Origin of the sequence: Pseudomonas rossensis (assembly GCF_039888995.1) — a bacterium.
GTDB classification, from domain to species: Bacteria; Pseudomonadota; Gammaproteobacteria; order Pseudomonadales; family Pseudomonadaceae; genus Aquipseudomonas; species Aquipseudomonas rossensis.
Map to the genome: position 1 here is coordinate 1 of NZ_JBBWCB010000246.1, position 3,940 is coordinate 3,940.

The window sequence follows — 3,940 nt, forward strand, 5'->3', positions numbered from 1 at the left end:
TTGCATGGGCTTGGTTTTGCGATAAATTTTGGACCGCTAGGGCAGCCGGCCCGCCGGTCAAAGATAGAAGGGTTGTTCAAGCGGATAACACACAGAGTGATGCAGCAACTTCCCTCTACAACCGGAAGTTCGCCGGAGCGTGGGCGTGCGGAAGCACCTGAAGCAGCCGCCGTATACTATCAAATCGACGTGGACGACGCACTTGAGGTCATGGATGTATATACTGCGAATTATAACGGGACCCCTCAGGGCGGATTAAATAAGGTCAACAGTCCGCTCGACGTTATGCATGGCTATGCATCCGACAAACTTATGCTGCTGCCTTTAACATCGGAAATATATCTAAATAGCATTGCCTTGGGAAGTCTCTCGCGGCACGCACGAGTCACCGGTAGCGTAAAAAAGGGTGTCCGTCCTCGTATCAAGCTGGACCAAGCGATTTATACCAGTCCAGAACTGGCGAACTCCCCGCATCTTATCGGGCAACAGCTTTTGGTTCGTATCACGCCTCATGACTATCGTTATGTCGAGGCTTACTTGTCTGATGGAATCTACTTTGGCCAACTGAGGGTGGAGGCCGCATGGCGCAACGTTCCCCATAGTGTGACTACCCGACAGTTGGTGAACAGAGCCTATGCGAAGCGGGAGTTTGACATTATGGAGGGAGAGCATCCTGTATTGGCTTGGCAGAAACATCTGCGAACGAACGCGAACGCCAGAAACAATCTCGAACTGAAGAGGCTTCAGGAGGAGATAGACAAAGCGCCTCAGCTGCCAACCGTTGAGAGACCTGAGTCAGAAACCCTAGAGCCTACGTCGGTTGTTACAGAACGTTGGAAAACACTTGAAATTCTGAAATAAGGTATTGCCATGGAATACTCTAATTCGTTACTTAGCAGAGAATACAGGCTCAACACTCCGGCCCTGATGGCGGTCGTGCAGAACGCTTGCTTTAAAGTCTTGATGCGTAAAACCGGTGTCGTATTTACTGGGGAGCCGCGCGTGGGAAAAACATATTGCTGTGAAGCACTAATGGACGAAATCCCCAAAAAATTCCCAAACGTCTACGTCTTCATGATGCCCGCAGGCAATCAGGATATAACAGCACCCAGATATTCCTCAGTTGTACATCAACTGCTTGAGCAAGAAGGGATCGTCCCAAAATCTCGAACAACATTCATCCAGCGCCAATCGATGCTTCTGGAGCGTTTAAAAATCAGGGCTGCCGAGAAGTCAGCCAAACAAATCGTATTGCTAATCGATGAGTTACAGCGGCTGTCGGTCGCTGACTTCGATCAGTTGGCCGACTTATATAATAAGTTGCGCGGTTTTAGGATCACCTTGACGGTGATTTCATTCGCTATGCCTTCGATTGAAAAAACAGTTACTGACTTCCTTCAAAACGACGATAGGCACATCATCGGTAGGTTCTTGTCAGACATCAAGCCGATGTTTGGGGTCACCACTTTGGCGCAGCTTGGCAATGTACTAGGGCTGTATGACGATAGTTCAATCAATGGCGGAAAAACTTGTAGTTATACGGAAGACATTTTGCCGAACGCTCACTTGGCAGGATTTAAGATCTCAGACCTGGCGGAGGATATTTGGCGTGAAATGTCGCGCGTGGCGTCAGGCAAGTATGTAAACAACCTGCCGATGGAACATGTCACGCAAACTGTCGCATACTTACTTTTGATACTCAGCCAAGAGGATAAGCCCGGCCTGATGGTTTCGCAAGACCTTATAGAAGAAGCCGTACGGGAAAGTAACTTTAAAGAATTTTGTCGTAAAATTAGTAAATAGCGAGGTGCCTAATGAAAGATATATTTTACCCGGCGGGCGGCCCTATGCCTTACGAATCTATCTACTCTATTTATTTAAAGGTCTCTCATGCTAATTTTTTGTCATTGAACGCTGCGGTTGGTAAAACCCAGGACATTATCTCTGATCATCAGTGGGCCCAGCATAAACTCACCAAAAAACTTAAGCGGAAATTTAATGGTCTAGAGGATCACCTTCCTTGGTCGTACGTACCTGCTGCTGCATTAGGACGTGCCACAGATGAGCTGCGCTTCTGTCAGGACTGCGTTAAATTTGGCTACCACTCGGTATTCAATTCGGTCAGCTTTCACCAGGTTTGCATTTTGCATAAATGTGCACTGAAAGTGGCATGTCGCTCTTGCACCAAGAATTTCTTTCGAGGATTTCGGGATAGTATTACCATCCCAAACATAATGGACTTATGCGAAAATTGTGGATTTTTAAATATAGGGTTTTACACCGAGCTCAGCATGCGTCGAGGTAAAGAGTTAATGGGCGCATTACGTAGCACTGGGGAAGCGCAAGCGCGTTGGTATAAGGCCATCCAAGAACTAGGCGGAAGTGGTTGCGGTTATTGCGACATGTACTATACCAATAGCATTTCTCGAGCTGAATTGACTGGGCCGTTTGAGAAAATCTTACAGTTGCAAAGCCCTGAGGTAATCGCGCGTACTCGTTGCGATGATCAGCCCATTGCCTTGGTTGGGCGCTATAGAGTAAGGGGGCGTGCGGGCGGGCATGGTCGGCTTGGAAAATTCAGCGCTAAAGATAAGCTGCGTTTGCATTCGAATCAGGAGATTTTTGCCAAGATCGAGCAGCGCTACTTTGCTCATCACCGTGCCTGTCTTGCCGAGCTCAATGAAATCACCGCGTACCCTGATGGAGCGGCGAGATCCACTGTGTTTTGTCCAATGGCGCTAGCATATGTGCTAATGCGAATGAAGTACCGGTACGAGGTATGGCCGACGCCCGGTAGCGTTTCAGTTCTACGCCTTGATAGCAGTAACAATCCATTACCAACATTTGCTCCATGTTGGAATTATCGTGAGGCTGCGTTGGTATTTTTGTCTATTCTTGGACGGTTACAGTTTCATGTGGCTCAGGGCGACAACTTTATTTTGCTAAGTCGACCGGAGATTAAGTACTTTGGTGGGCGTAGCTGGCCAGTTATATTCAGACGGACCTCATATCCTTTTCGCGTGTTATGCCGAGGGCCGATGCCTACAATCAAAGTTGAGCGTTCCGGATTTGGAGGGCCAATACTTGTCAGGTGCCAAGCAACGGTTACCGACCTTGTTAGGCGTTCGACAAAGGAAGTTGTCGTCTAGCTAACGGGAGGATAAATTGATGACGGAGCAAGTCGCCCCGCATTGGCGGCAAAGTGGTTACATCTGCTCAGTCTCGTCCCAAGAGTCTATTAGCAGATTACTCGCTCGACTACTCAGCAGAGACCCAGCTTGGAAATAGCCCATTACTGTGCCGACGCTACGGTGCTCGGTCATGGCCATCACTTCACCGAGCGGCACGCCCTGGCGACCGGCTTCGGTGACAAACCCCGACCTTAAACTATGCGCCGCCCAATCGCCGTCCAATCCGGCCAATTGGGCGCGGCGCTGGACAATGCGTGCAACTTGGTCCGCCGACAGCGCAGTGGTGCCAACCTTGTCACCTTTGTACAGCCGGCGGAACAGCGGCCCGCTGTCAGCAGGTGCCGCCGCTAGCCAGGCAGCGAGCGCATGCGCTGCCGGGCCGCGCAGCGGCTTCTCACGGCGCACCCCGCCGGTTTCAGTCTTAGTGGTGCCGAGGGCGTACAGCCAGGTGTCAGCATCCAGTTGGCGCACGTCGCCGACCTGCAGGCCGACCACCTCGGACCGCCGTCGACCGCCACCGCTCCAGGCCAGCAAGAGCAGGGCGCGATCCCGCACGCCGCGCACGCCATCGCTGCAGGTGGCGAGCAGGGCCTGCAACGGCTCGAGCACGATAGCGGTTTTTTTACGTACGTTCAGACCCTGGCGGGACTGTGCCTTACGTGCCTCGCGCAGCAAGGTCTTCAGCGTAGGCGCTTCGGTCGGGCTGTCCCATTCCTGAATCCGGTGCCATTTACCGAGCACCGCTAGAC

Annotated in this window: 4 protein-coding genes; 3 read left to right on the forward strand and 1 reads right to left on the reverse strand. The window is 51.3% G+C overall.

The annotated features are described in order from the left end of the window. From WLY71_RS29910 to WLY71_RS29920, 3 genes are all read left to right on the forward strand, one after another. A partial coding sequence (locus WLY71_RS29910) for a Mu transposase C-terminal domain-containing protein (protein WP_347806445.1) occupies nucleotides 1-861 on the forward strand: 861 nt, incomplete at its 5' end. A gap of 9 nt (nucleotides 862-870) precedes the next feature. After that, entirely contained in the window at nucleotides 871-1,803 is a 933-nt protein-coding gene (locus WLY71_RS29915; RefSeq protein WP_347806446.1) for an ATP-binding protein, read from the forward strand. An 11-nt stretch (nucleotides 1,804-1,814) separates the two neighbouring features. Further along, on the forward strand, nucleotides 1,815-3,149 hold the full coding sequence (locus tag WLY71_RS29920; RefSeq protein ID WP_347806447.1) for a hypothetical protein: 1,335 nt from the start codon (nucleotides 1,815-1,817) through the stop codon (nucleotides 3,147-3,149). A 57-nt stretch (nucleotides 3,150-3,206) separates the two neighbouring features. On the opposite strand, the gene WLY71_RS29925 is transcribed toward WLY71_RS29920, so the two are convergent. Beyond that, the coding region (locus WLY71_RS29925) for a site-specific integrase (protein WP_347806448.1) at nucleotides 3,207-3,940 on the reverse strand (734 nt) is incomplete at its 5' end.

Excerpts from the sequence above, each read along its gene's own strand:
- WLY71_RS29915 (WP_347806446.1), top strand. The coding sequence starts at position 871 with ATGGAATACTCTAATTCGTTACTTAGCAGAGAATACAGGCTCAACACT.
- WLY71_RS29920 (WP_347806447.1), top strand. The coding sequence starts at position 1,815 with ATGAAAGATATATTTTACCCGGCGGGCGGCCCTATGCCTTACGAATCT.